Source organism: Nocardia sp. NPDC003963, assembly GCF_053605105.1.
In genome coordinates this window covers 999,097-1,025,071 of the sequence record NZ_JBSGIP010000001.1, presented here as the reverse complement: position 1 = coordinate 1,025,071, position 25,975 = coordinate 999,097, and the positions used below count along the sequence as shown (strand labels likewise).

30 protein-coding genes are annotated in these 25,975 nt (G+C 67.3%); 20 read left to right on the top strand and 10 right to left on the bottom strand.

Features of this window, described 5'->3' with window-relative positions:
- Window positions 1-41 precede the first annotated feature (41 nt).
- The 3 genes from ACWEWT_RS04785 to ACWEWT_RS04775 all read right to left on the bottom strand — a co-directional run bounded on the left by ACWEWT_RS04785 (window position 42) and on the right by ACWEWT_RS04775 (window position 3,196).
- Window positions 42-1,079: an alpha/beta hydrolase gene (locus ACWEWT_RS04785; protein WP_452556192.1), complete on the bottom strand. Its 1,038-nt coding sequence runs from the start codon at window positions 1,077-1,079 to the stop codon at window positions 42-44.
- A gap of 39 nt (window positions 1,080-1,118) precedes the next feature.
- Window positions 1,119-2,132, bottom strand: a complete 1,014-nt coding sequence (locus ACWEWT_RS04780) for a transcriptional regulator (protein WP_452556190.1) — start codon at window positions 2,130-2,132, stop codon at window positions 1,119-1,121.
- Between the two features lie 188 nt (window positions 2,133-2,320).
- Window positions 2,321-3,196 carry a helix-turn-helix domain-containing protein gene (locus ACWEWT_RS04775; RefSeq protein ID WP_452557670.1) on the bottom strand — a complete coding sequence of 292 codons (876 nt, stop codon included), beginning with the start codon at window positions 3,194-3,196 and terminating at the stop codon, window positions 2,321-2,323.
- 412 nt (window positions 3,197-3,608) lie between these two features.
- On the opposite strand from ACWEWT_RS04775, the gene ACWEWT_RS04770 reads away from it, so the two are divergent.
- The 4 genes from ACWEWT_RS04770 to ACWEWT_RS04755 all read left to right on the top strand — a co-directional run bounded on the left by ACWEWT_RS04770 (window position 3,609) and on the right by ACWEWT_RS04755 (window position 5,703).
- A complete protein-coding gene (locus ACWEWT_RS04770; protein ID WP_452556188.1) occupies window positions 3,609-3,854 on the top strand; it encodes a hypothetical protein in 246 nt (81 codons plus the stop codon).
- Window positions 3,855-4,050: 196 nt separating this feature from the next.
- On the top strand, window positions 4,051-4,539 hold the full coding sequence (locus ACWEWT_RS04765) for a DUF2599 domain-containing protein (RefSeq protein ID WP_452556186.1): 489 nt from the start codon (window positions 4,051-4,053) through the stop codon (window positions 4,537-4,539).
- 16 nt (window positions 4,540-4,555) lie between these two features.
- Complete coding sequence (locus ACWEWT_RS04760) at window positions 4,556-5,215, top strand: SDR family oxidoreductase (protein ID WP_452556184.1); 660 nt, start codon at window positions 4,556-4,558, stop codon at window positions 5,213-5,215.
- Between the two features lie 122 nt (window positions 5,216-5,337).
- Entirely contained in the window at window positions 5,338-5,703 is a 366-nt protein-coding gene (locus ACWEWT_RS04755; RefSeq protein ID WP_452556182.1) for a hypothetical protein, read from the top strand.
- A 73-nt stretch (window positions 5,704-5,776) separates the two neighbouring features.
- Here the strand turns inward: ACWEWT_RS04755 and ACWEWT_RS04750 are convergent, their stop codons facing one another.
- Together ACWEWT_RS04750 and ACWEWT_RS04745 are read right to left on the bottom strand one after the other, a co-directional pair.
- Window positions 5,777-6,664, bottom strand: a complete 888-nt coding sequence (locus tag ACWEWT_RS04750) for a helix-turn-helix domain-containing protein (protein ID WP_452556180.1) — start codon at window positions 6,662-6,664, stop codon at window positions 5,777-5,779.
- An 82-nt stretch (window positions 6,665-6,746) separates the two neighbouring features.
- Window positions 6,747-6,965, bottom strand: coding sequence for a DUF397 domain-containing protein (locus ACWEWT_RS04745; protein WP_452556178.1), 219 nt, complete (start codon window positions 6,963-6,965; stop codon window positions 6,747-6,749).
- A 348-nt stretch (window positions 6,966-7,313) separates the two neighbouring features.
- Here ACWEWT_RS04745 and ACWEWT_RS04740 point away from each other — a divergent pair, with 348 nt between their 5' ends.
- From ACWEWT_RS04740 to ACWEWT_RS04730, 3 genes are all read left to right on the top strand, one after another.
- Window positions 7,314-8,111: an SAM-dependent methyltransferase gene (locus ACWEWT_RS04740; RefSeq protein WP_452556176.1), complete on the top strand. Its 798-nt coding sequence runs from the start codon at window positions 7,314-7,316 to the stop codon at window positions 8,109-8,111.
- Window positions 8,112-8,380: 269 nt separating this feature from the next.
- Window positions 8,381-8,635, top strand: a complete 255-nt coding sequence (locus ACWEWT_RS04735; RefSeq protein ID WP_452556174.1) for a hypothetical protein — start codon at window positions 8,381-8,383, stop codon at window positions 8,633-8,635.
- Between the two features lie 110 nt (window positions 8,636-8,745).
- Window positions 8,746-9,180, top strand: coding sequence for a CBS domain-containing protein (locus ACWEWT_RS04730; RefSeq protein WP_452557669.1), 435 nt, complete (start codon window positions 8,746-8,748; stop codon window positions 9,178-9,180).
- A 3-nt stretch (window positions 9,181-9,183) separates the two neighbouring features.
- On the opposite strand, the gene ACWEWT_RS04725 is transcribed toward ACWEWT_RS04730, so the two are convergent.
- Window positions 9,184-9,603 (bottom strand): pyridoxamine 5'-phosphate oxidase family protein, encoded by a 420-nt coding sequence (locus ACWEWT_RS04725; protein WP_452556172.1) that lies wholly within the window; start codon window positions 9,601-9,603, stop codon window positions 9,184-9,186.
- 148 nt (window positions 9,604-9,751) lie between these two features.
- On the opposite strand from ACWEWT_RS04725, the gene ACWEWT_RS04720 reads away from it, so the two are divergent.
- From ACWEWT_RS04720 to ACWEWT_RS04705, 4 genes are read left to right on the top strand one after another with little or no spacing between them, the layout of a single operon-like run.
- On the top strand, window positions 9,752-11,044 hold the full coding sequence (locus ACWEWT_RS04720) for an aminotransferase class V-fold PLP-dependent enzyme (protein ID WP_452556170.1): 1,293 nt from the start codon (window positions 9,752-9,754) through the stop codon (window positions 11,042-11,044).
- Entirely contained in the window at window positions 11,041-12,318 is a 1,278-nt protein-coding gene (locus tag ACWEWT_RS04715; RefSeq protein WP_452556168.1) for a heavy-metal-associated domain-containing protein, read from the top strand. The genes ACWEWT_RS04720 and ACWEWT_RS04715 overlap by 4 nt, the downstream gene beginning before the upstream one ends.
- Window positions 12,315-13,814: a decarboxylase gene (locus ACWEWT_RS04710; protein ID WP_452556166.1), complete on the top strand. Its 1,500-nt coding sequence runs from the start codon at window positions 12,315-12,317 to the stop codon at window positions 13,812-13,814. The genes ACWEWT_RS04715 and ACWEWT_RS04710 overlap by 4 nt, the downstream gene beginning before the upstream one ends.
- The gene (locus tag ACWEWT_RS04705; RefSeq protein ID WP_452556164.1) at window positions 13,811-15,130 is read left to right on the top strand and encodes a pyridoxal-phosphate dependent enzyme; all 1,320 of its coding nucleotides are present in this window, start codon (window positions 13,811-13,813) and stop codon (window positions 15,128-15,130) included. Before ACWEWT_RS04710 ends, ACWEWT_RS04705 begins: the two co-directional genes overlap by 4 nt.
- Window positions 15,131-15,208: 78 nt before the next feature.
- Here ACWEWT_RS04705 and ACWEWT_RS04700 read toward each other — a convergent pair whose 3' ends face one another.
- Window positions 15,209-15,892, bottom strand: a complete 684-nt coding sequence (locus ACWEWT_RS04700) for a phosphatase PAP2 family protein (RefSeq protein WP_452556162.1) — start codon at window positions 15,890-15,892, stop codon at window positions 15,209-15,211.
- A gap of 85 nt (window positions 15,893-15,977) precedes the next feature.
- On the opposite strand from ACWEWT_RS04700, the gene ACWEWT_RS04695 reads away from it, so the two are divergent.
- From ACWEWT_RS04695 to ligD, 7 genes are all read left to right on the top strand, one after another.
- Complete coding sequence (locus ACWEWT_RS04695; protein ID WP_452556160.1) at window positions 15,978-16,298, top strand: DUF6191 domain-containing protein; 321 nt, start codon at window positions 15,978-15,980, stop codon at window positions 16,296-16,298.
- Window positions 16,299-16,369: 71 nt separating this feature from the next.
- Window positions 16,370-16,993, top strand: coding sequence for a TetR/AcrR family transcriptional regulator (locus ACWEWT_RS04690; protein ID WP_452556158.1), 624 nt, complete (start codon window positions 16,370-16,372; stop codon window positions 16,991-16,993).
- Between the two features lie 62 nt (window positions 16,994-17,055).
- On the top strand, window positions 17,056-17,283 hold the full coding sequence (locus ACWEWT_RS04685; protein WP_452556156.1) for a hypothetical protein: 228 nt from the start codon (window positions 17,056-17,058) through the stop codon (window positions 17,281-17,283).
- A gap of 23 nt (window positions 17,284-17,306) precedes the next feature.
- Window positions 17,307-18,413, top strand: coding sequence for an SPFH domain-containing protein (locus ACWEWT_RS04680; RefSeq protein ID WP_452556154.1), 1,107 nt, complete (start codon window positions 17,307-17,309; stop codon window positions 18,411-18,413).
- Window positions 18,410-18,823, top strand: a complete 414-nt coding sequence (locus ACWEWT_RS04675; protein WP_452556152.1) for a cold shock domain-containing protein — start codon at window positions 18,410-18,412, stop codon at window positions 18,821-18,823. Before ACWEWT_RS04680 ends, ACWEWT_RS04675 begins: the two co-directional genes overlap by 4 nt.
- A gap of 104 nt (window positions 18,824-18,927) precedes the next feature.
- Window positions 18,928-20,013, top strand: coding sequence for an ATP-dependent DNA ligase (locus ACWEWT_RS04670; RefSeq protein WP_452556151.1), 1,086 nt, complete (start codon window positions 18,928-18,930; stop codon window positions 20,011-20,013).
- Window positions 20,010-21,020, top strand: a complete 1,011-nt coding sequence (gene ligD / locus ACWEWT_RS04665; RefSeq protein WP_452556149.1) for a non-homologous end-joining DNA ligase — start codon at window positions 20,010-20,012, stop codon at window positions 21,018-21,020. The genes ACWEWT_RS04670 and ligD overlap by 4 nt, the downstream gene beginning before the upstream one ends.
- Window positions 21,021-21,066: 46 nt before the next feature.
- On the opposite strand, the gene ACWEWT_RS04660 is transcribed toward ligD, so the two are convergent.
- The 3 genes from ACWEWT_RS04660 to ACWEWT_RS04650 all read right to left on the bottom strand — a co-directional run bounded on the left by ACWEWT_RS04660 (window position 21,067) and on the right by ACWEWT_RS04650 (window position 23,836).
- Window positions 21,067-21,816 (bottom strand): hypothetical protein, encoded by a 750-nt coding sequence (locus ACWEWT_RS04660; protein WP_452556145.1) that lies wholly within the window; start codon window positions 21,814-21,816, stop codon window positions 21,067-21,069.
- Window positions 21,817-21,999: 183 nt separating this feature from the next.
- The gene (locus tag ACWEWT_RS04655) at window positions 22,000-22,563 is read right to left on the bottom strand and encodes a TetR/AcrR family transcriptional regulator (RefSeq protein ID WP_452557668.1); all 564 of its coding nucleotides are present in this window, start codon (window positions 22,561-22,563) and stop codon (window positions 22,000-22,002) included.
- A gap of 127 nt (window positions 22,564-22,690) precedes the next feature.
- The gene (locus ACWEWT_RS04650; RefSeq protein WP_452556143.1) at window positions 22,691-23,836 is read right to left on the bottom strand and encodes an acyl-CoA dehydrogenase family protein; all 1,146 of its coding nucleotides are present in this window, start codon (window positions 23,834-23,836) and stop codon (window positions 22,691-22,693) included.
- Between the two features lie 229 nt (window positions 23,837-24,065).
- Here ACWEWT_RS04650 and ACWEWT_RS04645 point away from each other — a divergent pair, with 229 nt between their 5' ends.
- Both ACWEWT_RS04645 and ACWEWT_RS04640 read left to right on the top strand, forming a co-directional pair.
- The gene (locus tag ACWEWT_RS04645; RefSeq protein ID WP_452556141.1) at window positions 24,066-25,496 is read left to right on the top strand and encodes an SDR family NAD(P)-dependent oxidoreductase; all 1,431 of its coding nucleotides are present in this window, start codon (window positions 24,066-24,068) and stop codon (window positions 25,494-25,496) included.
- Between the two features lie 40 nt (window positions 25,497-25,536).
- Window positions 25,537-25,920, top strand: coding sequence for a DUF2784 domain-containing protein (locus ACWEWT_RS04640; protein WP_452556139.1), 384 nt, complete (start codon window positions 25,537-25,539; stop codon window positions 25,918-25,920).
- Window positions 25,921-25,975 lie beyond the last annotated feature (55 nt).

Below are 25,975 nucleotides of genomic sequence, written 5' to 3'. Positions count from 1 at the left end.
ATTTCCCACCCCGTGGGAAGATCACAGATCCGTCCGGTAATTCAGGGCTTCTGCGGGATTTCCAGAGCGGCGCTCAGCGTCGGCCAGCTACGGTGCAATTGCACTTCGAAATCCGGCCACGAATGCATTCCTTCGGGCAGATAATCCACCACCGCCGGAATATTCAGTTCCGTCAGCCGGCCGGCGAATCGTTCCGTGCACAACCGGGCCCCTGATTCCAGCAGCGAGCCGCCGCCGAGCAGTACCGCGAGGATTTCGGGGCTGTCACCGACCGACATCAGCGCCGCATTGCTCGGGGCACCGTTGGCCACCGAGACATAGATCCGGGTGCCCCGCAATTTGTCCGCCCCCAGCAGACTGTCGTGGGCGAGCCACTCCGGCGACGCGGGCGGCCCGAACAGGTTCTCCGGGTTCCCGCCGCGCGAGGCGACGGTCATGGTCGTGACGGCGCGGCCGAGTTGGTCGGAGGTGGAATAACAGCCGCTCATACCTGCCACACCCTGATAGAAGCCCTGATGCCGCTGAGTAAGCATCATCGCCGCCTGGGCGCCCATGGATACCCCGGCAATGGCACGAGTTCCGTTGGAGCCCAAGTACTTCTCCACAATGGGTGGCAGTTCGTCGGTCAGGAAGGTCTCCCAGCGATTCAGTCCGAGAGCGGCATCGACCCGCATCCAATCGGCGTACATGCTCCCGGTGCCACCGGTCGTCAACACCACGTCGACCGGTTTGTCGGCGAAGAATTCGGCGGCTCCACCCCGGGTCAGCCAGCCCGAGGTCGGACCCCCGTCCACACCGTCGAGCAGGTAGAGGGTGGGGCGGGGCGCCGGACCTGTCCCGACGAGGGTGTCGATCGCGATCTCCCGGCCCATGGCGACCGAGCGGATATGCAGCCGGATCCGCCGATCGTCGAGCACCTGGACGCGCAACAACTGCGCGCCGGCCCCCGGTTCGCTCGATGCCGGGGCCCGCGGTCCCGGTGCCGCCGGTGTCACCGGGACCGCACCGACCGGAGCCGGTGTACCGGTAATCGCCCCCACCAGCGCCAGGGCGGCCAGGACCGAAACCCGTGATCTCATCTCACACCTCGTTGTAATGCTCGTGCACCGACCCGTGCCTCACGCCGCACCCGGTTTGCCCGGCCTGGACCGGCGGCTCTTTCCGGCGGGGCGCGGTAGCCGGTGCACCTGGCTCCCGGCGGCCGCCGTGCTGGCGTGCTCGGCAGTCGTATCGTCGGTTATCCGGTACAGACCCGGCGGCTGCCCACTGGACCGGAGCCGGTCCAGCACATCGTGGGTGCGGCCGGCCAGCTCGGGCACCTCCGCCGTGGTACCGGCGGCGACGGTGGCCGTGGGGCGCACCTCGGCGGCCTCGGCCACCAACTGCAGCACTTCGGCACTCATCACACCGGCGCCGCCCGGTACGCACTGTGCGGACTCCAGCGGAATCAGCACAGTGCCGCCGTCGGCACGCAGCAGCGACAGCGACCGCGATCCCAGCGGGGTGCCCAGCGCCGCTTGGACCCGGCGCAGTTTGCGGCGGGCCGCCGATACGGCCTCGAAACCGCCGGCGCGTTCTTCGGCATGCGGCGGAATCGCCAGGGCCACAACCTGGTACGCGGGCGCCACCCGGATACCGGAACGTTTGGCCAGGGTGGCCACACCGTGCCCGCTCAACAACGCGGCCACCATCGTCTGCGCGGAGGTCTGGTGCTCCCGCGCGACGACCCGGTGTTCGTCCAGATATGCCGCGGCGGCGGCAGTGGTCACGACTTCCATCACACGGACCAGCAATCGGGCACCGTCGGCCATCGCCTCGGCCCGTAACGCCGCGGCGGCGATCCGCTCGGCGAGGAACTCGAGTGCGTCCCGCGCGCATCCGTGACACGCGGTGAGCACTGTTTCCAGCGCCACCCCCTCATGTGCCCAGCGCACCGCCGCGGCGACTACCGCCGGGGGCGCGGCGGCCGGGGCCGCGGGGTCGGGTGCGAGATCTTCCGCGATATCGGCGAGGCAGTGCCGAACCGTGGTGACCACGTCTGCGGTTCCCGTGAAGCGATCGCGGCGCCGCAGATGCGCCACGAGTTCGGTTTCCAGGTCCGTTACCCCGGAATCGGCTCTACTGCCCACCATAACTACCGAACAGTAACCTCTCTCGCCGCCGATCGAGACGATCTACCGTTTGTCCGGACAGTTCATCAGCGACCGAGCCGCGGTTTGGGTTCGATCACAAGACGGTAACGAGTTTCCCTCCGGGAGCGCAACACCCGGAAAATTCGCCCATCCGGCCACCGGCCCCTCAGCCGGGACTCATGCGGAGATCAGCGCCCGGTCCGGTCCTGTTCCCGGCGCGCCGGCTGGTCCAGGATCCGCGGCTGACGCCGGCGCAGCGCGGTCAGCAGTCCCGGGGTGTACTCCGGCGGCGCGGCATGTACCGAGAGTTGATTCGCGACCGCGCGGTAGGCGTCCAGATCCGCCTGTTTGTCCAGATAGAGGGCACCGGTGAGCTGTTGGAGGTAGACGATATCGGGCAGGTCCGCCTCGGCGAACCGGAGATAGGTGAACGCTCCGTCGGCCAGAGCCGGACCGCCGACATGATCGGCCAGGAGCTGTACTGTGATGTGCGGCTGCCGAGCGGCCGACAGCAGATGATCCATCTGCGCACCCCAGATCCTCGAACCACCGATCCGGCGGGTGAGCGCGGCCTCCTCCACGATCAGCCACAGATGCGGCGGATTCGCCCGGTTCAGAATGTGCTGGCGGCGGATCCGCAGAGCCACCCGCCTTTCGATCGCGTCCTCCGGCTCACCCGGATGCGCCAGCGTCAGCAGCGCACGCGCATAATCCGGGGTCTGCAGGAGCTCCGGCACGGTACGCGGTTCGTAACAGCGGATCACCTGTGCGGCCTGTTCCAGGCCCAGGTACATATCGAACCATTTCGGCAGCCAATCGTTGTCCCGATGCCACCATCCCGAAGTGTTGGCCTGCCGGGCCAGTTCCTGAAAGGCGTCGAGTTCCTCGGAATCGGTCACGCCGTACAGCTCGAGCAGATCCACCAGATCACGCTCGCGAATACTGGTTCGCCCGAGTTCGAGCCGGCTGATCTTCGAATCCGAACCGCGGATGTGATCACCCGCCTGTTCACGTGAGAATCCACCGGCCTCGCGTAGCCGTCGCAGTCGGCCACCGAGCACCATCCGCAGCACCGTCGGACCGCCCTCCGCCGCGTTTCGCGCCGTGGACCCCGGCACCGACGAGGACTCCGCCGCCGACGCCGATCGCATCCCAGAAGCACCCATTATTCGAGTTTCGCATGAGAGCGGTACCGGAGACCAAACGAAACACCCGTGGCATGAACGACATTCAGGTAGAGACCGCATTCGCGCGCCGCTCCCCGACCGGGTTCGCCCGCAGCGGTTCATACCGAGTACGGCCCGGTACCGGCGCGCCGATCGTTGGTCTCGTCACCGTGGTGAACCGCCCCCACTGCGGTCCGCGACGTCCTGTGATTTCCCCAGATCCACTGCCGGAACATGTTCTCAGCAATGGTGCGAACCTACTGTTGGATCCGACGGCGCCGATGGAGACGCCCGGAAGGAGACGCGGATCTTGGACGCCACGACACCGGCCACGGCCGAACGCGACGACACTGCCCACGACCGCCTCACCCGCCGGGTCACCGTCTACTTCGACGGCCCCGCGCCGGACAACGCTCTCGTCCTGGAGTACGCGGCCACCAATTCCGAAGCCTGGGAATTCACCTCCGCCGCGGTACACGCGGGACTCACCGTGACCGTGGACAGCAAGATAAGACCGGACCTGCGCAGGCTACCCTGTCACAGCCTGTGGCGCTGAGTGAACGGTCCCCGGTACCGCTCGCATTCTCCGATACCCGACGAAGGCCCTGGACCGAGGTCCGGCCGCGCAGCTCTGTGAATAGACCCCTGCGCACGCCACACTCGCCGGAGGATCCGCACCGGGGCGCGCCGACCCTCTAGGCTCGGGGGCAGTCGGCGCGATGAGCGGGCCGACTCCGACCGCAGGAGCGCGTATGCCGATCGAACCCGCGGCCCGCGCGGCCGGCGTACTCGTTGCCCTCTCGATCGTCGCCACCGGATGCTCGGATTCCGGCAACAGCTCCGACGTTCCGCCCGCCACCACGATCACCGCCACCACGATCACCGCCGCGGCCACCACCCCGCATCCCATTCCCACGGTCGACCCGTACGCCGGCCAACCACTGATCGACCATGTGGAGTGGACGGAGACCACCGACGGCCCGCGCCTGCTGGTCCACCCGACCCGCGCCGGTCGCGACACCACCTTTCCCGGATCCGATCTGCGCGCATGGCAGGAGATCCGGATCGCCGACCCGGACGCGGATACGCCGGGTATGTGGGATCAGTTCCGCTGCCATTGGGAATGGGCGCGCCTCATCGCCCCGGACAAACCGAGCTGGAATCTGGAACCCTGGCGGCCGTCGGTGGGTTACGACGCGACCGTCGATGCCGCCTGCAATCCCGGCGGACCCGAACGCTGACCACGAAAGGACTCGTATGCGCATCGTCATCGCCGGTGGACACGGCAAGATCGCCCTGCTGCTCGCCGAAATACTCACCGGGCGGGGCCACAGTGTCATCGCTCTGATCCGCAATTCCTCCCACGCGCCCGAGGTGTACGCCACCGGTGCCGAATCGGTGGTCCTCGATCTCGAACGGGCCGTGGTGACCGACCTGGCCGCGACGGTACAGGGCGCCGATGCCGTGGTGTTCGCGGCCGGGGCCGGGCCGGGCAGCGGCGTCGCCCGCAAGTACACCGTGGACCGCGACGGGTCGGTGCTGCTGGCCGAGGCGGCCGAACGCGTGGGGACGCGCCGGTTCCTGCAGATTTCGGCGATGGGCGCGGGGCTTGCCCCGGCTGCCGGAACCGACGAGGTGTGGGCGGCCTATATCGATGCGAAGACCCAGGCCGAAGACGATCTCCGGGGCCGTGACCTGGACTGGACCATCCTGCGCCCCGGTCGCTTGCTCGATTCCCCCGGAACCGGCGCGGTCACCCTGGCGCCACCGCGACTCGACCGCGGCGATATCCCGCGCGCCGATGTGGCCGCGGTACTCGCCGGACTGCTGGAGGCGAGCCATACCACCGGTCTGACCTTGGATCTCGTCAGCGGCAGCACTCCGATCGAGGCCGCGATCGCCGCACTCGCACCCTGAAACGGTGGCCGAAAAGCGTTCGGACACAAAGAATCGATCGTGCAGATGTACTTGCATTTGAAAGCACCCCCGACCTAGACTCTTCCCACACCGCTATACAGGGGAAAACAAGGGGAGGCCGCGTGAGTGAGCCGACGACAACATTCGCCAGTGGTTTACTGCCGCATCTGCGGGAGAGCCCGACGGATCCGACCCGATTCGGAAATAGTTCAGCAAGAATCGATCCCGCCCCGATCGGTAAGCCTGCGAACGGTATTGATATGACTACATTCGGCATCCGCAGCGGCCGCCCGCTCGGTGATTCGACCCGTGAAACCGCGATCGAATTCGTTATCGACGCAGTCGAATCCACCGGTGCGGCCACCCGTGACGATTTCGACATCGATCAGATCGTCACGACCGCACACGCATTGGCAGACGACTGGGATTTCCGGCTGCTGCGGCCGGATACCTTCTGGCGCGTCGCGTCGACCTTCATCCGGGCCTGACGCTCACCCGCATATAGTTATCGTCTCGGCTAATCCGCCGAGACGATAACTGTCGTTGGGTAATCCGCGGCCGCTACAAGCCTTTCGTATATTCCGCGATGATCCGGCGCGACTCCTCCGGCGGCGCCGCCTGCACACTCAACCGGTCCATCACAGACAGGTACAAGGCGAGATCCTCGCGCCGATCCAGATACAGAGCGCTGGTCAACTGTTCGAGGTAGACGATATCGGGAAGATCCGTTTCGGCGAAGCGCAGAATCGTGAAAGAGCTTCCCGCAGCGGCATGTTCACCCGCGGAGAACGGAACCACCTGAATCGTCACATTCGGCAACCGGGTCAGATCCAGCAGATGTTCCATCTGCGCCCGGTGTACATCCCGGCCACCGACCGGTCGATGCAGAGCCGCTTCATCGAGCACCGCCCAGATCACCGGCGGATCGGCGCGATGCAGTATTTCCTGCCGGCGTTGCCGGAACGCCACCCGGCGATCGGTATCGGAATCCTCGTAGCCCAGCGTCACTACCGCTCGGGCGTAATCCGGTGTCTGCAGCAGGCCGGGCACCAGATGCGATTCATAGGTGCGAATCTTGCTGGCCGCCTGCTCCAGACCCAGATATTGGCCGAACCAGGGCGGCAGCAGATCGCCGTAGCGATGCCACCAGCCCGGTTCGTTCGCTTTACGCGCGAGCTCGAGAAAGCTTTCCCGCTCTTCGGGTTCGTCGACACCGTACAGTGTGAGTAGATCCCGGATATCGCGCTCTTTGAAACTCGTCCGGCCCAGCTCGAGCCTACTGATCTTCGCATGAGAGCCGCGGATGGCGTCACCCGCGGCCTCTCGGGTGATCTTCTTGCTCTCGCGTAGCTTTCGCAACTGGCCACCCAGAGCGATGCGTAGAACCGTGGGGCCACGCTCCGCCTCGGCAGACTGCGCGCCACCACGGTTCTCGGGCTCTGCGATCATGGAGTCGTCTCCGCTTTCGGGTTAACCCACGGTGCGCCACTCATCGGATCGGGCACACCACGCCGACGGCCCATGCTACCCCTCAACCCGCCAGATCGTCGAACTCTCCGGCTTTGGCGCCCTGCAGAAACGCTTCGATCTCCGGGCGCGTGTAGAAGATCACGCCCCCGTCCGGGAAACGCGAATTACGCATGGCCACCAGGTTGTTGGCCGCCTCGGCGAACTCGACACAGTTCCCGCTCGGGTTGCTGAAGGTGCTCTTCCGCCAGGCTCCGATCACCTGGTTCCCTACTTCCGACATGGGACCCACTCCTTGCTCATGGTCGCTGACGCCACTGTCGCATACCGTCGGTTCTTACAGATGCAAACGCAGGTGTTCTTGCATCTGCACCGACATCAGGACGATAGCACGAAGTTCGCCGAGCCGCGTCCACAGGCCCCGAGGGGCCCGTGACCCCGCTCCGGAGCCCTCCCACGCCGGTCCGCCGATACACGCGGACAAGGACTTACCGGACAGCGGGCTGTGTCGACCGCCCGATCGGAGACAGCGAGTCTTGTACCGTCGCAGTGGACATCGGTTTCACCAGCCGTCGGGCTCGCCGCCGGTACCCGCACGGCGCACTCCGACCATGACCGCCAGGAGTTCGCCATGTCCGAAGAACACCACCCCACGATCCGCACCGATATCCCGCACTCCGCACGCATCTGGAACTACTGGATGGGCGGCACGGACAACTACGAGGTCGATCGCATCGCCGGCGACGCGGGCATCGCGGTCGATCCGGAGATCACCACCATGGCCGTCCGATCACGGCAGTTCCTCATCCGGACAGTGCGATTCCTGGCGGCGGAGAAGGGGATCCGGCAATTCCTCGATATCGGCACCGGCCTGCCCGTCATGCAGAACACCCATGAAGTAGCCCAGGGCGTGGCACCGGAATCCAAGATCGTCTACGTCGACAACGATCCGCTCGTGCTCGCGCACGCCCGGGCGCTACTGGCCGACACCACCGACCAGGGGGTGACTGTCTACCTCGATGCCGACTACCACCGGCCCGAGCTCATCGTCGCCGATGCGCGGCATGTACTGGACTTCACGCAGCCGGTGGCGGTGATGTTCATGGGCGTACTGGGGCATACGCACTCCGCCGAGGAGATGCGGCGGATCGTCCACACCGTAATGGAGGCCACCTCGTCCGGCAGTTATCTGATCCTCTGGGACGGCACCGACGACAGCGCGGCCTACGTAACGCTGTGCCGCAACTACACCGACTCCGGAGGTGTCCCTTATATCCCGCGCCCGCATTCGGAGATCCGGGCGGCGTTCGACGGGTTGGAGCTGGTGGAACCGGGCGTGGTGCCGATAGATCAGTGGCGCCCGGACGGCACCGACGCCGTCGGCGACCGGCCGCTCTCCGCCTATGGCGGCGTGGGACGCAAACCGTGATCGCCGCCGGACGCCACGCCGATGCCGCGCGACGCGCCGCAGCGACGGTGGAAATACCGGAAGATGTAGCGCCACAGCGCCGATCACGGCGAAATCGTCCGGGGGGCCAGCAACTGCAAGTTCGTCTGTAGTTTGCAGATGTACTTGCATTTGTAAGCGACATCGGCTTAGACTCAGGCGCACAAGAGGGGCGATACGCAGCACTTTCTCCAGGCTGATTCGCCGGCCGGATGTGTCGCCCCGCAACGTCGCATGTGAGGGGCAACCGAATGATCCAACCATTCCGAAGTCCCCATCGGAGCGCGGTCGGCAGCACCGGCGGCGCTCATTCGCTCGGACATCATCCAGAACCGCTACGCCGCTACGCGGCCCCCGAAGCCGGGGCCGACTGCAGCGCCGACCCACCGGTACTCACCTATCGGCAGGCGCGCGAGATTCTGCACATCCACGACGTCCACGGCCCGCAGTGCCGCCAGTGGCTGGCCGCCGCCGCCTATCTGTCCGCGGGCCTCGACGACGAGTAGGCCGCCGGAGCGGCGTCCTACGAAAAAGGTCGGCCGATGCCGATTCGTGCTGGCTTTCCCGCATCGAGCGCGCGCTATTCTGTAATCCCGCGCTCGAGTGGATGGTGACCATGCGAATCGCCGAGATATTGCGCAACAAGGGCAGCGCCGTCACGACCGCCCGCCCGGATCTTAATATCCGGGCGCTACTGGCCCTGTTGGCCGAACACAACATCGGAGCCGTGGTCGTCTCGGCCGACGGCCGCCGGATCGCCGGCATCGTCTCCGAACGAGATATCGTCCGCGCCCTGCACCGGCACGGCGCCGCGCTACTGGACTCCCCGGTATCGCGGATCATGTCCACCGTGGTTCGTACCTGCGCGCCCGACGACCATGTCGAAGGACTGCGCCGGATCATGACCGAGCACCGGGTACGACATCTTCCGGTGGTCTCCGGTGACGAACTGGTCGGCATCGTGAGCATCGGTGATGTGGTCAAAAGTGCGATCTCCGAGCTCAAGACCGAGCGCGAACAGCTGGTCGAATACCTCCAGGGCGGATACTGACGGTCAGCCGAGGTCGGCGGACAACCAGCGCTCGGGGCGCATGAACACGACGACATGTTCCCCGAGTTCGGCCGCGGCGAAGGAGAGGTAGGCCTCCACCCGGTCGGGCGGCAGGTAGCGCGCCACCATCTCCCGGTGCTGGTCGTCGGTCATCGACTCGACCCGGGTCACCGGGCCTTCCACGCTCACATAGCGAACGGTCGGCTCGACCCGTTCGGCCATCAGGCTGAACCGCCCGGCTGCTCGAATACGGCGCATCTTCTCCGATTCCGGCCCGGTCAGCACCCAGAGTTCATCACCGGGCCGGTACTGATACCAGATGGGCACGGTGAGCGGACCCCGCTGCGGGCCCGCCGATACCGAGAGCGCACCGATATGCGGTTCGGCCAGAAACGACTGACGTTCGTCGAGGGTGAGTGGCATACCGGCACCATAACCCGGCACACCGACATCCCCGGGGACCTCGTCACACGGTCTCGAAACCGGTTGCGCACCAAGACCACTGGGCGAACTTTCCGACAATGAGTATCGTTGTTCGCAGTCCGGGCGGACCGGCGGAAGGAGCGATCACATGGGATCACCCCTGCGTCGTCCGGAGTACCCGGGGCTCGCTCCGGACGACGCGGAGAACGCACTGCCCGGCCTGCTGCCCGCGGCGATCCGTACCTCGTTTCCGGCGCTGGCCGACAGCACCGAAACCTACCTGGACAGTGCCGCCACCACCCAGAAGCCCCGCGCCGTAGTCGAGACGGTGCGGGATTATCACGCCGTCGCCACCGCGAACGCCGCGCGCGGCACCTACCCGTGGTCGACCGCACTCACGCACCGGATCGCCACCGTCCGGACCCGCGCCGCGCGGTTCATCGGCGCCGCCCACGCCGACGAGATCGTTTTCACCGGCGGTGCCACCGCGGCGCTCAATGCCGTCGCACTGGCCTGGGGCCTGGCGGCCCTGCGCGACGGCGACGAGATCATGTACAGCCCCCGCGACCACGCGGCCAATATCGCGCCCTGGCTCCTGCTCCGGGACACTCTCGCGCATTTCGGCCGGCGGATCGAACTCGTGCCCTACCGGGTCACCGCGGCCGGACGGGCCGATATCGCTGATATCGCCGAGAAACTGAGCCCACGCACCCGCCTGCTCACCGTGACGCATCTACACCATGTGTACGGCGCCCTCAGCACCTTGGCCGAACTGCGTGACCACCTCCCCGAACGGGTGCTCCTCTGTTTCGACTGCAGCCAGAGCGGCGGCCATATCCCGGTGGATGTCACCGCGCTGGGTGCCGACTTCGCGGCGTTCGCGGCGCACAAGATGTTCGCGGCGCCGGGTACCGGGCTCCTGTACTGCCGGCGCCGGATCCATGCCGAGCTGCGCCCGTTCCTTCCCGGCGGAACCACCGATGCCGTACTCACCGCCACCGGGTTCACCGGCGGTGTCATGCCGGGGCTCCTCGAGGGCGGCACACCCGATATACCGGGCATACTCTCGCTGGGCACCGCACTCGAGGAGCTCGATTCCTACGGTATGCACGCCGTCGCGGCGCATAACCGCGCGCTGACCGGGCGATTGATCCGGGGACTGCGGGCGGTGCCCGGGGTCGGCTTCCTACCGGGACCCGCCCACGAGGCGCCCGACGACGGATACGGCATCGTCTCGTTCACTCTGGCCGGGATCTCCGCGGCGGATCTGGGTTTCGTCCTCGCGGAATACGGCTTCCTCGTCCGGACCGGCGCACACTGCGTGCCCACCGCCGGGGGTGACCCCGAATCGGTCCGGGTCAGCACTCATGTCTACACCTGCCTCGACGATATCGATCGTTTCGTCGACTGTGTCCGGACCCTCGCCGAGGAGCTGCCATGAGTATCGAGATCAGCGCATCCACCGAAGCCGCCACTCACTACGACAGGCGGGCCGCCGCGCGGATCCTGGCCGAGCTCGCGCGGCCCGGCCTGTTCGCCGCCCATCGCGCCGTGGACGTGACCCGGATCGAATACACCGCGACCGAGTTGCGGGCCGAACCGGGCAGCCACCTCACCTTCTCCCAGCGGCTGTATCTGGAGCGGTTCATGCGTCCCTGCCGCGCCGCCGAAGTCACCTCCGCGACCCACCGGATGACCTGGGTCGACAGCGCCGGTATTCCCAATACGGGTTTCTATCGAGCGGACGCGCTGGGGCCACTGGTACCGATAGCCACCCGGGAAGCGCTGCTCGCGCTGTGGCGGGCCATCGACGACAACCGCGCGCTGGCCGAACGGATCTCCCGCCTCGCCCCCGCGGCGCGCGCGGTGCTGGCCGGAACCACCACCGATCACGAGCCCATCGATATCTTCCGGGTCGGGGTAGAATCCGCGGCCCGGGCCCTGGCCCAGCACGCGTTGATCGCACCGCAGACCCCCTACCGGACGGCCGGTGCGTTCGCCCGCGGATTGCGCGATTCCGGAATCTTCACCGCCGTCGCGACCCGGTGGTTCTGGGAACTGCAGGCCTCGACATATCGGCGGGGAATGATCCCGGTGACCCTGCGCACCGAACCGGACGGCTCGGTGCGGTATTCCGCACAGTCGGTCGCGACTCTGCGCGCGATGAAGGACGCGACCATCGCCGACGCGCACCGCGTGATGGATCGGGCAACCACCGAAGAAGGGCTGAGCGTATCCGCGGCGATCGCCCGATACCACGACGATCTGGATCTCATCTCCCGCCAGTACGCACTACTACCCGACGACGAGCACCCGATCTGCCCGGCCGCGGTCACGCACCGCGACGATGCCGGGAGTTCGGCTCTGCTGCCCGCGGTGGTGGACCGCTTGATCGAGGTCTTCACCGAGGTCGCCGCGCAGTGCGAACCAGTCGCCGTCCCGGCGCGGGACGAGCCGGGCACGGGCCCGGCCGCAAGGGAGGACAGGGTTTTCTACGTCCCCGATATGACCTGCAAACACTGTGTACGCACAATCGGCGGAGTGCTGGAATCGATGGATATCAGGGTCGTGGATATCGACCTCGACAGGAAGCGCGTAGTGGCCGAGTTCCGCAGCCCGCGTAACCGGGCCCGCGCCTTCGAGGCGCTGCGCGACGGCGGATACAACCCGGTGGGCGAGCGACCGGAACCGATGCTCCAGGGGAACGGGGAATGACGATACGGCCGCCGCTACGCGCCGAGCGGCCCATACCGGCAAACCGGACCGGACCGCCGGCGCTACCGGCGCATTGGGACCCGCTCGCCCGGGCCTTCCTTTCCGACCGGGCGGAACTCGACGCGATACTCGACCGCTTCGGGACACCGGTGCATCTGTTGTTTCCACAGGTTTTCGCGAGCAACATCGATCGGCTGACCGCGGTGCTCGACGCGGCGCGAATCGGATACCGCATCTGTTACGCACACAAGGTGAACCGATCGCGGGCTTTCGTACGCACGGCCGCGGCGCACGGGATCGGTATCGATGTGGCCTCGGCCGGTGAGCTGGACTCGGCGGTGGCCGCCGGGTTAGAGCCCGGCCGGATCGAGGCCACCGGGCCGAAAGGTGCTGCTTTCCTGCGAGTTCTGGTCGATTCCGGGGTGACGGTCAATGTCGACAACGAATGGGAATTGCAGACACTCGCCGAACTCGCCGACCCGGCGCGGCCGGTCCCGGTATTGCTCCGGATCAGTGGGTTCGCCGATTCGCAGGTGAGCCGTTTCGGTATTCCGGTGCAGCACGCCGATCGCGCGCTGACCATCCTTTCCCGGTATCGGGATCGGCTCGTATTCCACGGCACGGCCTTTCATCTCGATACCGGCGATACCGGCGAACGGGTTCGTGCCACCGATACCTGCTTCGCACTCCTCGAACAGGCCTATGCCGCCGGCCTCGCACCGTCGGTACTGAATATCGGTGGTGGGCTGCGCCAGGTGTTCACCGCCGACGGCGATCGGTTCGACGAGTACGTGAGCCGGCTGCGGGCGGCGCTCGCCGGTGACGGCGCGCCGATGAGCTGGGGTAACAATACTTTCGGCTATCACGTCGACGGCGGGGCGGTCCGCGGGACACCGGTCTTCCACAAATACGCCAATACCGTCCCCGGCGACGAGATGCTGGCCGGCTTCCTGGACGCCCCGCTTGAACGCCACGGCGGCCGCAGTATCGCCCGGGTTGCGGCCGACAACCTCCTCGATATCTGGCTGGAGCCGGGTAAGGCGCTCGCCGATCACACCGGAATCACGGTGGCCCGGGTCGAGTTCGTGAAGGAAGCCTCCGACGGCAGTGTGCTCGTCCATGTGGATATCAGCCGCGACGCGGTGACCCCGGCCGATCAGGAGGTGATGGTCGATCCGCTGCTGCTGCCCGGCGAGGGGCCGGTGCCGCCGGACGAGCCGGTCGGTGTATTCCTGGCCGGTCGGCTCTGTCTCGAAAGGGATCTCGTCACCACGCATATGATCTGGCTGCCGTGGTTGCCCCGGCCGGGCGACCTGGTCGTTTTCCCGAATACGGCCGCATACCACATGGATCTGTCGGCGGCCGCGGCCGCCATGCATCCGCTTCCTCCGAAGGTCGCGGTGATCCACCACGACGGACGTTTCCGCGCAGTACCCGACACGGACTACGAGCCGTCCTCCCCCATCGCAGATCCAGCACATTCCGAGGTTTCGTGACGATCCATCAGCACATCACTGATCTGATCGGTGATACACCCCTGCTCCGCCTGGACCCGGCCGTCCACGGGCTCGAGGGCGTCGACCTGTACGCGAAACTGGAGACGCACAATCCGTTCGGTTCGGTCAAGGACCGGGTCGCGTGGGCGATGCTGCGCGATGAACTCGATACGCTGCGGGCGCAGCGGCGGACGTTGATCGAAGCGTCCAGCGGCAATACCGCCAAAGCATTGCGCATCCTGGGCGCGATCCACGGTATCGGCCTACAGGCGATGACCAACCGGATCAAGGTCGGCGAGGTGCGTGACCTGCTCCGGCTGATCGGCACCGAGATCGTAGAACTCCCCGGGCTTTCCGAATGCCCGGACCCCACCACCCCGAACGATGTGTACTCCGCGATCGACGCGGCCATGGCGGCCGAACCCGCCCGATTCCGGCATCTGTCCCAGTACACCAGTGAGAAGAACATCGCCGCCCATCACGACGGCACCGGCCGCGAGATCCACGAGGATCTCGCCGCCGCCGGAATCGAGCGGATCGACTATCTGTTCGGCGGGCTGGGCACCACCGGATCGAGCCGCGGGTCAGGCAGTTATCTGCGTAAGTTCCACCCGGAGCTGCGCACGGTGGCCGTGGTCTCCGAACGCGAGGACTTCATCCCGGGTATCCGGTCGGAACGGGAGATGTGGGAAGTGGGCCTGTTCCAGCCCGATTTCTACGACGAGATCATGACCGTGGAATCCGGTCCGGCGATCGAGGCCACACTCGAACTCGCCACCGGTTACGGTGTCCTGGCCGGGCCCACCAGTGGCGCCGCCTATGCCGCCGCGCGCGAAGTGCTCACGCGCCCCGGCCGCACCGGATCACTCACGGTCGGTGTGATCATCGTCTGCGACCGCCTCGAACCGTATCTGTCCTATATCAAGCAGCGCCGGCCCGATCTGTTCGGCCGCGAGAGCGGACCACGCCCGCCGGATCCCACCGAGACCGCCGCCGCTCCGGCGCTGATGCCGACCGAGCTGGCGGATCTGCTCCGGACCGCGCACCCGGTGATCGTCGATACCCGCGGCGCCATGGCATACCGGGTCGCGCATATTCCGGGCGCGATCAATATCCCCGACGATCGGCTCACCGACCTCTTCGCCCACGGCACCCCGTTCTCCCGGGCCCAGCCGGTGATATTCACCTGTCCCACCGGGGATATCTCGCGGCGGTTCGCCGCGGCCGCGCGGCGGACCGGGCATACGGCCTACAGCCTGGACGGCGGTATCGCGGGCTGGCGCGCCGCCGGTCTGGGGCTGGAACGCGATAGCTGACGGGCAGCCGGTACCCGCGGCGAAAGGAGGCCGGGGTGTGTCCGGGATCGGCGCGAGGTGCGCGAAATCAGGGTTCGGTCAGCGCCTTGTGTGCCATTCGGCATCCGCATCTCTCCCGGGTCCGGCCGTGGGGCCGGGCCGGACCGGGGGTCGATCCGGCTGTTCCGCCCGGGTCCGGATCACCACCCCGACCGCGACCAGGAAGCTGCCGAGCATCCAGCCCGCGAGTACATCCGTCGGCCAATGCACCCCGAGGTAGATCCGGGAAAGTCCCACCAGCACGACGAAGGTGGCGGCGAGGACGGCGACGATCGCGCCCGCGATCCGGTGCGCGGTGCGCATACAGAACAGGGTCGCCAGCACCCCGACCACCGCGGCCGACCCGGCACTGTGGCCCGAGGGGAACGACGGATCACTCACCGCCACCAGTTGGTCCGCCACCGGCGGACGGGGCCGGCCCACCAGTTGCTTCGAGACGGGCACCAGCACCGCGGACGCCGCGCCCACTCCGGCCACGAGCAGCAGATCCGCCTGCGCACCACGTTTCAGCAGAACCGCGCAGGCCAGGAGTGCCAGTGTCCACATGGCCACCGAACCGCCGAGATGGGTGACCACCGTGGCGGCCGTGGTGAACGGTTCGGCGCGCAGGCTCAGCATCCAGTCGTGGATCGGCCGGTCGATCCGGGTAGTGGCATCACCGGCGACGACGTATCCGGTCGTCGCGGCGAACACCGCGCACAGCACCACAGCGAGCCCCAGCACGCTTTCACCCTAGTCGTACCCGGTCCTCCGGCGCGGGCGGCCGGAAACGGACAGGGACCACCGGACGGCCGCTACGCTGGGGCTCATGGAGGTGCTCTTTCTCGGCGCGCCCGTCGCGATGTTCCTGCTGGGTGCGGCCGCCGCGGTGCGCTGGGTCTACACCCGCTTCCCGAAGACCGGCGGCGGGAACCGGCACGACACATCGGTCCGGCTGGCCGCCGCGGGTGTCGAGGAGATCACTGCCTTCTGGTACGGCAGCAAACGAGACCAGCTCGATCACCGCGCCGCGCAGACCATGTTGCGCGACGAGGAAGCCGACGGCGCACCACCGCGCGATCGGATCGACCCGGCCGCCGGCCGAGCGGTACTCCTCGCCCGCCCGGTGGATCCCGGCCCCCGCTCCTGACCTGCCGGACGGGTATCCGGTGCCGTCACCACCCGGAACGGCGGGCGACCGGCGCCCACTACTGTGGACGGGTGCATTCAGATCAACGATCGGACGACAGCGGACCCCGGATCTGGGGTGGCACCACGCTTTCCGAACGAAAGCAGGCACGGCGCACCGCGCTGCTCGAGGCCGCGCTGGATCTGATCGGTGAATCCGGCGCCGCCGGGGTCACCATGCGGGCGGTATGCCGCCGGGCCAATCTCACCGATCGGTACTTCTACGAAAGTTTCGCCAGCCGGGACGAACTGCTCGATGTGCTCTACCGGCAGATCGCCGACGATTTCCTCGATCCGATGACCGCGTTCGCCGTCGCCGACGACGCCTCGCGCGACCGGGCGCTCTCGGAAGCACTGGTGGACAAGGTTCTCGAGGACCCCCGGAAATCGCGCCTGTTCCTGGTCGAACCGTATTCCAGTACCGGCCTCGGCCAGACCACCATCGCCGTCATGCCCGCCTTCACCCGGCTCATCCAGGACCACCTCTTCGCACAGATCGAGGATCCGGTCCGGCGGCGCCTCGCGGCGGTCACCATGGCGAGTGGCAACGCGGGAATGTTCTCCGCCTGGCTCAACGGATCTCTGCGCGCCACCCGCGCCGAGATCATCGAACATCTCGTCGCCATGCTGGGCGCGTACCGGAGTCTCTATCGCTAGTCACGGGCCCGGCCGGGGACCGTATCCGGAAACGAAGCCGGGCAAGGAGATCGGGGAGAACAATGCACGACGAAGTTGTCGGGTCGACCGGTAAGCTGATCTCGCCGATCCGAGGCCCCGGGACGCTGGGTGAGGTCCTGGTGGCCGTCCGTGGGGGAACCGAAGGGTACATCGCGCGAGCCGCCGAAGCGATCACGGCCGGGAGCACCGTGCTGGTCGTCGCTGTCGATTCCGGTCGTATCGCCGACGTGGTGCCCTGGCTGCCCCTCACGCCGGACCCGGCACCGTAACGACACGACGCGAGGAGTTCTACGTGCTGGGTTATCACGTGCCCGATCCCGATGAGGCGATGCTGGTCAGCGGCGCCAAGAGTCGCGACGCCTCACCGTTCCGGGTGATCATCGGACGCGGCGCGTGGGTGATGCCGTTCTTCCGCAAGGTCCGCTATCTCTCGCTGGCGATGTTCGAGGCCGAGATCACCGAACGCTGCGTGACCAAACAGGCCATCGTCCTGCAGGTGCGGGCGGTCATCGCCTTCAAGGTCGCCAACGACACCCCTTCCATCGTGAACGCGGCCCAGCGCTTCCTCTCCGAACAGGAGCAGGAGATGTCGGTGCTCACCGGGCGGATCTTCTCCGGTCATCTGCGCTCCATCGTCGGCTCGATGACCGTGGAGGAGATAATCCGGGAACGTCAGCGGCTCGCCGACGAAGTCCTGGTCGCGTCCAAGGTGGAGATGAGCAATATCGGCCTGTGGGTCGATTCGTTCCAGATCCAGTCCATCGACGACGGCAATCTCGGCTACATCTCCGCGCTCGCTGCCCCGCACAACGCGGCCGTGCACCGGGACGCGCAGATCGCGGAATCACGGGCCGCCCAGCTTTCGGCCGAGGCCGAACAGGAATCGTTGCGGAAACAGGCCGAGTACGCGCGGGAGACCTCGATTCTCAAAGCCGGCTATCAACGCGATATCGACAAGGCCCAGGCCGAGGCGGCCGCCGCCGGGCCGCTGGCGGCCGCCCTCGCTCAGCAGGAAGTGCTCGGAGCACAGGCCGCTCAGGCCCGGAAAGAAGCCGAACTGCGCGAACAGCAGCTGCAGGCCGAGGTCGTGAAACCGGCGCAGGCCGAGGCCGAGCGGGTGCAGATCCTCGCCGAGGCCGAGGCCAACCGCACCAGGATCCAGGCCGAGGCGGCGGCCTCCAACAACCGCATCGCGCTCGACCAGATGCTCATCGAGCAGTTGCCGCTCATCGTGGAGCAGGCCGCGCGCGGACTCTCCAATGCCAACCTGACGGTCCTCAACGGCCCGGACGGGGTGGGTGAACTGCTCAACGGCATGGTCGGGCAGGGACTCACCGTGTTCAACTCGCTGCAAAAGGCGCTTTCGGCCACCGACGAGGAAAAACCGGATATAGAGTGACCAGCAGAACTGCGGCGAGGAGCGGTGTGGTGGCCAGCGGGAAATTGGTGTCGTTCGACGGATCGCGGGGTTTCGGTTTCATCCGCCCCGAGGACGGTGGGCCGGACGTGTTCGTGCACGTCAACGATATCGGCCTGGGTGAGGACGAACTCCGGCAGGGCCGGGTCTTCGAATTCGATATCACCGAGGGTGATCGCGGTCCGAAGGCGATCAACCTGCGGTCTCCGCGCGGCCAGCACATCCGGCCCAAACCGGTGGCCGAGGGCGCGCGGTTGTCGGCAGACGAACACACCCGGCTGATCACCGAACTGTTGCTGGACGCCTCCCCGGCGCTGACCGCCGGGGAGATCGTCGCCATCCGGGAGCGGTTGACCGATTTCGCGGCCGAACAGGGCTGGATCGACGACTGACGGCCGGATCCGGCGATCTGTCGGTTCCAACTCCTATCATCGGGTGCGATGATTCGGCGCCGGCCACGGCGTCGATACGGGTGAGTCGACCCGAGGAGGATCGTGTGGATCTACCGGTGCTACCGCCCGTCCGGCCCATGCTGGCCAAATCCGCGCCCGATATCCCCCCGGGGCCGGGTCTCAGTTACGAACCCAAATGGGACGGGTTCCGCTGCGTGGTGTTCCGCGACGGCGACGAGGTGGAACTGGGGTCGCGTAACGACCGGCCCCTCACCCGGTATTTTCCCGAGGTCGCCGAACTGTTGCGGACCGCGCTGCCGGATCGGTGCGTCGTGGACGGGGAGATCGTCCTGGTCACCGAGAACGGGCTGGATTTCGATGTACTGCAGCAGCGTCTGCATCCGGCGGCGTCCCGGGTGGCCAAGCTCGCCGCCGAGACTCCGGCGAGTTTCGTGGCGTTCGATCTGCTCGCGCTCGACGATCGGGATCTGACCGGGGCACCGTTCACCGAACGTCGGCGGCTGCTCGAAACCATCCTGGACACCGAGCCCGGACGAGTGCATCTGACCCCGCTCACCGGGGACCCGGCTGTCGCCCGGGACTGGTTCACCAGATTCGAGGGCGCCGGTTTCGATGGTGTGATGGTCAAGGCCGACGATCAGCCGTACCAGCAGAACAAGCGGGTGATGCTCAAGGTCAAACACGTTCGCACCGCCGACTGTGTGGTGGCGGGTTTCCGCTGGCACAAGGACGGACAGGGCGTGGGCTCCCTGCTGCTGGGCCTGTACGACGACGCGGGCAAGCTGCATCATGTGGGAGTCGCGAGCAGCTTCACCGCGGCACGCCGCACCGAATTGGTCGGCGAACTCGCCCCCTATCGGGAGAACGCGCTGGTGGACCACCCGTGGCGGGAATGGGCCGATGCCGCGGCCCAGGCCGATTCCGGTGGGTCCATGCCCGGTGGGGTGAGCCGCTGGAGCGGTGGGAAGGACCTCTCCTGGGAGGCGCTGCGCGCGGAGCTGGTGGCCGAGGTGCGGTACGAACATGTCCAATCCGGTCGCTTCCGGCACGGCGGGCGGCTGGTTCGCTTCCGGCCCGACCGCACGCCCGAATCGTGCACCTACGCCCAATTGGACGAGGCCCCGCCGGCCGAACTGCACGAGATCTTCGGGACCCCGGTGGCGAAATGAGCGAATCCGTGGAAATCGAGGCCGCCGGCCGGGTGCTCACCATCAGCAATCCGTCGAAGGTGTACTTCTCCCGCCGCGGCGAAACCAAACTCGACCTGGTGCGTTACTACGAGCGCATCGCCGAACCGTTCTTCCGGGTCAACGGCGGGCGCCCGCTGTTGCTGGAACGCTATCCCGACGGCGCGTCGGGTAAATCCTGGTTCCAGAAGCGGGTGCCGAAATCCGCCCCGGACTGGTTGCACACCGTCGAGGTGTCCACCCCCAACGGCACGACCAGTGACGCGCTGGTCGCGCACGATCTGGCCCATGTGCTGTGGGCGGTGAACCAGGGTTGCCTCGGCTTCCACGTCTGGCCCAATACCGTGCCGGACCTGCGGATCGCCGATCAGCTCCGGATCGATCTCGATCCCTCACCGGGTATCGGTTTCGACGAACTGCGCACGGCCGCCGTCCGGACCCGGGAACTGTGCGCCGAACTCGGTATCGAGACCTGGGTGAAAACCTCCGGGTCGCGCGGGCTGCACCTCTACATCGCGCTCGAGCCGCGCTGGGACGGCTACGATGTCCGTGCCGCCGCGGTGGCACTGGCCCGTGAGCTGGAACGCCGGTACCCCGACGACATCACCGCACACTGGTGGAAAGAGGAACGCGGCCGCCGGGTCTTCGTCGACTACAACCAGAACGCTCCGCACAAGACCGTATTCGGCGCGTGGTGTGTACGCCCCAAGGTCGGCGCCCAGGTCTCCACCCCGCTGAACTGGGACGAACTGGACTCGGTGGTTCCCGAAGAGCTGACGATCGCCACGGTTCCGGCCCGGCTCGCCGAATACGGCGATCCCTGGGAGAACCGCGCCCAGCAGAGCATCGAACCGCTGCTGCGGATGTCCGAACGGGATCTCGCCTCGGGTCTCATGGACGCGCCGTGGCCGCCGCAGTACCCGAAAATGCCCAACGAACCACCCCGGGTGCAGCCCAGCCGCGCTCGTAAACCCGCGACGGACGGGTGAGCCCGCGGCCGATCGCCACACTGATCAGGCCGTGCCGCGGCCGGGCTCATGATGCCCAGAGGGTCCAGGTACCGCCTTCACAGACCAGGGCGTATCCCGCCGCGGTGCGCGCGGTGGCCGCACCGGTACAGCTCACCCCTACCTCGCGCACGGTCTCGGCCACCCGGAAGGGGCCCGACCACTGATATCCGGTGACCGACGCGGCGTCGGTCAAGCACAGCAGCGTGCCACCGTCGGACCCGACACCGAGTAGTCCCGGTTCGGGGCACGGAGTGTCTGCTTCGGCCACCGGAGGTGCCGCACCGGCCCCGCTCCGGGGTACCGAGGATTCGGTCACGGCCGGACTCTCGGTGGGGACCGCGGTCCGGGTGGTCGCGGAGATCTCCGGCGTCGCCGAACCCGTGGATTCGGTCGCCCGCTGTCCGCCGGTCGCCTCTCCGACCACGTCCCCCACCCGTGCGAGCACTCCGCCGGAGCTGTCCCGGGGCAGCAGGACAAAGGCCGCCAGCACGGCCACCTCGAGAATGCCGAGCAGCAGTGCGGTGAAGGCCATGAACCGGCCGCGCGGATGCCCGAACGCGATCAAGCCGAAGACGATCGCCACGGGGAAGATCAGGATCAGTGCCGCCACCAACGCCACGATCGCGTAGGGATTGACGACCGGGCGGTCCTCGTAGCGGTACGGCTCGTCGGGGCGATCGTCGAAATCGTCGGGTGCACGACCGGATCGTGGCGGCTCGTCCCAGTCCGCCGGAACTTCCGGCCAGCGCTCACCCGCCCAGCGCGTATCTGCCATGACCGATCCCTTCGAGCCCCGCGGGCGCATCTTCGAACAATTGCGCCCGGCAACCGAAAGAATAGGCCGGGACCGGCCGGGAGTTCCGGTAAATCCCCCTGACCGCGGATAGCGCTGGTCACCGTCCGAAGCCCCCGGCCCACCGCTTGTGCTGCCGCACAGTAGGAACCGGCACCCCGCCGCTCAGCTCGGGCGGCGGACCCGCGGCAGGGATTCGGTGACCAGGGTGTTCAGCATGTCGACCAGCAGCGCGTGGACCTGCTCGCGGGTCATGGTGCCCCGGGTCAGCCATTCCCGGCCGGCGACCTTGACCAGGCCACCATAGGCACGGACCATCGCCCGGCGGGGCTCGTCCGATGGGGCATCGTCGGCCAGGCCGATCATGACCAGGAGCCGCTGCGCGGCCGCATCGTCGGCCGCGTCCAGGATCTGCTGCACTTCGGGATCGTCGCCGACGCCTTCGTGGCTGGTCACCTTCACCCAGGTGCTGCCGTGTTCGGAGATCGTATCGAGCAGCCAGCGAACACTGGCCTCGACGCGTTCCCGGGTGCTGCCGGTGGGCACGGCGAGCTCATCGGCACGCGGCAGCGTCACCATCCGGTGGACCACTGCGAGATAGAGGTCGCGCTTATTGCCGAAGTAATGGTTGATCAGACCGCGAGCCACCCCGGCCCGCTGCGCCAGTTCGGCGGTGGACACGGCCGCGTACGGGCGTTCGCCGAACATTTCGATGGCCTGGGCCAGGATCTGTGCCCGGCGCTCGTCGGGTTCGAGCCGACGCCGCCGGGGCTGCTCGTCCGCGCCGCTGCCCCCGTCCCCGGCAGATCCGGGGACGGTAGGGGCCTCGGTCGCGGCGGCAGGCGAAGGTTCGAGGTCAGAGCCCACGCGCGATGAGATCCTTCATCACCTCGTTGCTGCCGGCGAGGATGCGCAGCACCCGGGCACCCGTGTACAGCTGGGAGATCGGGTACTCGGTCATATAGCCGTAGCCGCCGAAGAGCTGCAGACAGCGGTCCACGACGATGCCGAGCTGATCGGTGGACCAGTACTTGGACATGGCGGCGGACTGGATATCGAGCTCTCCGCGCAGATGACGGGTGATGCAATCGTCGAGGAATACGCGGTTGGTCCGGGCGATTGTCGCGCATTCGGCCAGTTCGAACTTGGTGTTCTGCATGGCGAAGAGCGGTTTCCCGAACGCTTCGCGGCCCTTGGTGTACTCGACGGTCAACTCGACAGCGCGTTCCATCATCGCCACGGCCATGATGGCGGTGACCAACCGCTCCTGGGCCAGCAGCTGCATCATCTGATAGAAGCCCTGGCCCTCGGTGCCGCCCAGCAGGTTCGTGGCGGGCACCCGCAGTCCGTCGAAGAACAGTTCGGCGGTGTCCTGGCCCTTACCGCCGATCTTGGACAGGATCCGGCCGCGGGTGAAACCGGGGGTGTCGTCGCCGACCTCGGCGAAGATCAGCGAAACACCGGCAGCACCCTTCTCCGGATCGGTCTTCGCGGCGACGATGATGCCGTCGCAGAGCCAGCCGTTGGAGATGAAGATCTTCGAGCCGGTGAGCACGTATTCGTCGCCCTCGCGGACCGCACGCGTTGTGATCGCCTGCAGATCCGACCCGGTGCCGGGTTCGGTCATCCCGATGGACAGCACCATCTCACCGCTGCACGCCCTGGGCAGGATCCGCTTCTTCAGCTCCTCGGAACCGAATTCGGCCAGATACGGCGCGATGATCGAGCTGTGTACCGGAATGCCCAGGGCACCGTCACCCGCGCGGACCTGCTCTTCGATGATCGCCGCTTCGTGGGCGAAGGTCCCGCCGCCGCCGCCGAATTCCTCGGCGACCGCAGGGCAGAGCAGGCCGAGTTCACCGGCCCGCCGGTAGAGCGCCTTGTCCGGATGGCCCTGCTCGATGAACTTCTCCTCGTGCGGCACCACTTCCTTCTCGAAGTAGTTGCGCGCGAGTTCCCGTACCGCCTCGACCTCGTCGTCGCTCCATGCGGGGCGTGCCATATCCGCGTCCTCTGCTCGTGATCACCCAGCCCGGCACCGACGCACCGGATCGTCCGGCAACGACCTTCTCGCACTATTGGCGCCATGTCAACGAAGCGAGTTCCCACGACAGCGAAGACTCGGAACCGGGTGTGCGACCGTCCGGGCGGCCCACTACCGGCGCTCCCCGGCGGTTTTGCCACAATGGTGGCCACGCTTTCCCAGCTCACGAAGGAAATCCCCCGAACCGATGGCCGAGCCCAGTATCGACCCGACCGATCTAGCCACCTGTCTGCGTGTTCTCGACCAGGCAGGTCAGCTGGACCCCGGTCATCCGGAATCGATCACCGTGCAACGCGCGGTCGGCCGGATGTTCAAGGAGCTCAAACGACAGCGCCGGATCGCCGCCCGGCAGGTGAAAACCACCGCGGACCGCGCGGTCGTGGCCGCCACGGCCACCGGTTCACCGAACCGGATCGACGACGAGACCGCGGGGATCCCGATCAGTTCGACCACCACCGGCGGCTCCGCCGGGACACTGCTCCGGCCGCGCGGCTGCTATATCTGTAAAGAGAAATACACCCGCGTCGACGCCTTCTATCACCAGCTGTGCCCGGACTGCGCAGCCATGAGTCACGAGCGGCGCGACGCGCGCACCGATCTGACCGGCCGGCGCGCGCTGCTCACCGGTGGACGCGCCAAGATCGGGATGTACATCGCGCTGCGGCTGCTGCGCGACGGCGCGCACACCACCATCACCACCCGGTTCCCCAATGACGCCATCCGCCGGTTCGCCGCCCAGCCCGACAGCGCCGACTGGCTGCACCGGCTCCGTATCGTCGGGATCGACCTGCGCGACCCCGCCCAGGTGGTGGCGCTGGCCGACGATGTGGCAGCCCAGGGACCGCTCGATATCCTCATCAACAACGCCGCCCAGACCGTCCGGCGCTCCCCCGGCGCCTACAGCGCCCTGGCCGCCGCCGAGGACGGCCCGCTCCCGGCGGGGCAGCTGCCGGAGAAAGTGACCTTCGGCCAGACCACACGCGCACACCCCACCGCCCTCACCGCCTCGCTCACGCCGAGCCTCTCCGGCGCCGATGTCGCCGAGCTGGCGCTCGTCGCGGGGTCGGCCACCCCCGAACGCATAGCCCGCGGCGTGGCGATCGATGCCGGAGGGCTGGTTCCCGATCTCGCGCACACCAACAGCTGGGTGCACACCGTGGGCGAGGTCGACCCGACCGAACTGCTGGAAGTCCAGTTGTGCAACTCGGTGGCACCGTTCATTCTCGTCTCGCGGTTGCGTCCGGCCCTGGCCGCGGCCGCCGCGCGCCGGAAATACGTAGTGAACGTATCGGCGATGGAGGGACAGTTCTCCCGCGGTTACAAGGGCCCGGGACATCCGCACACCAATATGGCCAAAGCGGCGCTGAACATGCTCACCCGTACCAGCGCGAACGAGATGTACGGCAGCGACAACATCCTGATGACAGCCGTGGACACCGGCTGGATCACCGACGAGCGCCCGCACTACACGAAGATCCGGCTGGCCGACGAGGGCTTCCACGCACCACTGGACCTGGTCGACGGCGCGGCCCGGGTCTACGACCCGATCGTGCGCGGCGAAGCGGGCGAAGACCTCTACGGCTGCTTCCTGAAGGACTACCGGCCGTCCCCGTGGTGAATTCGGTGCCGTAATCCCGCCGAGCGCATACCCTGGAAGGGTGTGGTACCGGCTGATCGCGGATCTGATCGCCACCCTGCATCTGCTGTTCATCGGCTACGTGGTGGCGGGTGGTTTCCTGGCCTGGCGTTTCCCGCGCACCGTCTGGGCGCACGGGGCTGCCGTGGCCTGGGGGTTCGGCACGGTCCTGATCGGCTACGACTGCCCGCTCACCTACGCGGAGAACTGGGCGAGGCTGCGCGCCGGGGTCGCCGGGCTACCGCCGGAGGGCTTCATCGACCACTACCTCACCGGCGTGATCTATCCCGCGAACATGCTCACCGAAGTACAGCTCCTGGTGGCCGCCTGCGTGCTGGTCTCGTGGGTGGGACTGTGGTGGCGGGCCCGCCGTCCACACGGTCCGACCGCCCGAATCGCCGGTTGACCCGGTGTCGGTGTGATGAAAATCGCTGTGCCATCGGGTGACCGGGCGTTACCGG

Excerpts from the sequence above, each read along its gene's own strand:
- ACWEWT_RS04785 (WP_452556192.1), bottom strand. The coding sequence starts at position 1,079 with ATGAGATCACGGGTTTCGGTCCTGGCCGCCCTGGCGCTGGTGGGGGCG.
- ACWEWT_RS04780 (WP_452556190.1), bottom strand. The coding sequence starts at position 2,132 with ATGGTGGGCAGTAGAGCCGATTCCGGGGTAACGGACCTGGAAACCGAA.
- ACWEWT_RS04775 (WP_452557670.1), bottom strand. The coding sequence starts at position 3,196 with ATGGTGCTCGGTGGCCGACTGCGACGGCTACGCGAGGCCGGTGGATTC.
- ACWEWT_RS04765 (WP_452556186.1), top strand. The coding sequence starts at position 4,051 with ATGCCGATCGAACCCGCGGCCCGCGCGGCCGGCGTACTCGTTGCCCTC.
- ACWEWT_RS04760 (WP_452556184.1), top strand. The coding sequence starts at position 4,556 with ATGCGCATCGTCATCGCCGGTGGACACGGCAAGATCGCCCTGCTGCTC.
- ACWEWT_RS04750 (WP_452556180.1), bottom strand. The coding sequence starts at position 6,664 with ATGATCGCAGAGCCCGAGAACCGTGGTGGCGCGCAGTCTGCCGAGGCG.
- ACWEWT_RS04745 (WP_452556178.1), bottom strand. The coding sequence starts at position 6,965 with ATGTCGGAAGTAGGGAACCAGGTGATCGGAGCCTGGCGGAAGAGCACC.
- ACWEWT_RS04740 (WP_452556176.1), top strand. The coding sequence starts at position 7,314 with ATGTCCGAAGAACACCACCCCACGATCCGCACCGATATCCCGCACTCC.
- ACWEWT_RS04735 (WP_452556174.1), top strand. The coding sequence starts at position 8,381 with ATGATCCAACCATTCCGAAGTCCCCATCGGAGCGCGGTCGGCAGCACC.
- ACWEWT_RS04730 (WP_452557669.1), top strand. The coding sequence starts at position 8,746 with ATGCGAATCGCCGAGATATTGCGCAACAAGGGCAGCGCCGTCACGACC.
- ACWEWT_RS04725 (WP_452556172.1), bottom strand. The coding sequence starts at position 9,603 with ATGCCACTCACCCTCGACGAACGTCAGTCGTTTCTGGCCGAACCGCAT.
- ACWEWT_RS04720 (WP_452556170.1), top strand. The coding sequence starts at position 9,752 with ATGGGATCACCCCTGCGTCGTCCGGAGTACCCGGGGCTCGCTCCGGAC.
- ACWEWT_RS04715 (WP_452556168.1), top strand. The coding sequence starts at position 11,041 with ATGAGTATCGAGATCAGCGCATCCACCGAAGCCGCCACTCACTACGAC.
- ACWEWT_RS04710 (WP_452556166.1), top strand. The coding sequence starts at position 12,315 with ATGACGATACGGCCGCCGCTACGCGCCGAGCGGCCCATACCGGCAAAC.
- ACWEWT_RS04695 (WP_452556160.1), top strand. The coding sequence starts at position 15,978 with ATGGAGGTGCTCTTTCTCGGCGCGCCCGTCGCGATGTTCCTGCTGGGT.
- ACWEWT_RS04685 (WP_452556156.1), top strand. The coding sequence starts at position 17,056 with ATGCACGACGAAGTTGTCGGGTCGACCGGTAAGCTGATCTCGCCGATC.
- ligD (WP_452556149.1), top strand. The coding sequence starts at position 20,010 with ATGAGCGAATCCGTGGAAATCGAGGCCGCCGGCCGGGTGCTCACCATC.
- ACWEWT_RS04660 (WP_452556145.1), bottom strand. The coding sequence starts at position 21,816 with ATGGCAGATACGCGCTGGGCGGGTGAGCGCTGGCCGGAAGTTCCGGCG.
- ACWEWT_RS04650 (WP_452556143.1), bottom strand. The coding sequence starts at position 23,836 with ATGGCACGCCCCGCATGGAGCGACGACGAGGTCGAGGCGGTACGGGAA.
- ACWEWT_RS04645 (WP_452556141.1), top strand. The coding sequence starts at position 24,066 with ATGGCCGAGCCCAGTATCGACCCGACCGATCTAGCCACCTGTCTGCGT.